1 protein-coding gene is annotated in these 618 nt (G+C 65.9%); it reads left to right on the top strand.

Annotation, left to right across the window (positions count from 1 at the left end):
• On the top strand, nucleotides 1-618 hold a 618-nt coding region (locus CXQ97_RS21000; protein WP_258062829.1), incomplete at both ends, for an ATP cone domain-containing protein.

Raw genomic sequence — 618 nt, 5'->3', positions numbered from 1 at the left:
AACGCTGCCGCTTCCTCGCGTATTCACGACACCGTCGCGCGCCTGACCGAGCAGGTCAGCGCCACCTCCCGTCGTCGCATGCCCTCCGGTGGCACTATCCATATCGAAGAAATCCAGGACCAGGTCGAACTGGCCCTGATGCGTGCCGGTGAGCAGAAAGTCGCGCGTGACTACGTGATCTACCGCGAAGCCCGTAGCCAGGAGCGCAAGAGCGCCGCGGCCAACGACATCGCCCAGCCGCACCCGAGCATCCGCGTGACCCGTGCCGACGGCAGCCAGCAGCCGCTGGACATGGGCCGCCTGCAGACCATCATCACCGAGGCCTGCGAAGGCCTGGCCGAGGTCGATGGCGCGCTGATCGAGCGTGAAACCCTGAAGAACCTCTATGACGGCGTGGCCGAGAAGGACGTCAACACCGCCCTGGTGATGACTGCCCGTACCCTGGTCGAGCGTGAGCCGAACTACAGCCAGGTCACCGCGCGCCTGCTGATGGACACCCTGCGTGCCGAAGCCCTGGGCTTCCTCGGCGTAGCCGAAGCCGCCACCCACCACGAGATGGCCGATCTGTACGCCAAGGCGCTGCCGGCCTACATCGAGAAAGGCGTCGAGTTCGAACTG

This window comes from Arthrobacter sp. B0490, assembly GCF_002929355.1.
Lineage (GTDB): Bacteria > Actinomycetota > Actinomycetes > Actinomycetales > Micrococcaceae > Arthrobacter_D.
Note: the sequence above shows the minus strand (reverse complement) of the source record. Positions and strands in the feature narration are given on the sequence as shown.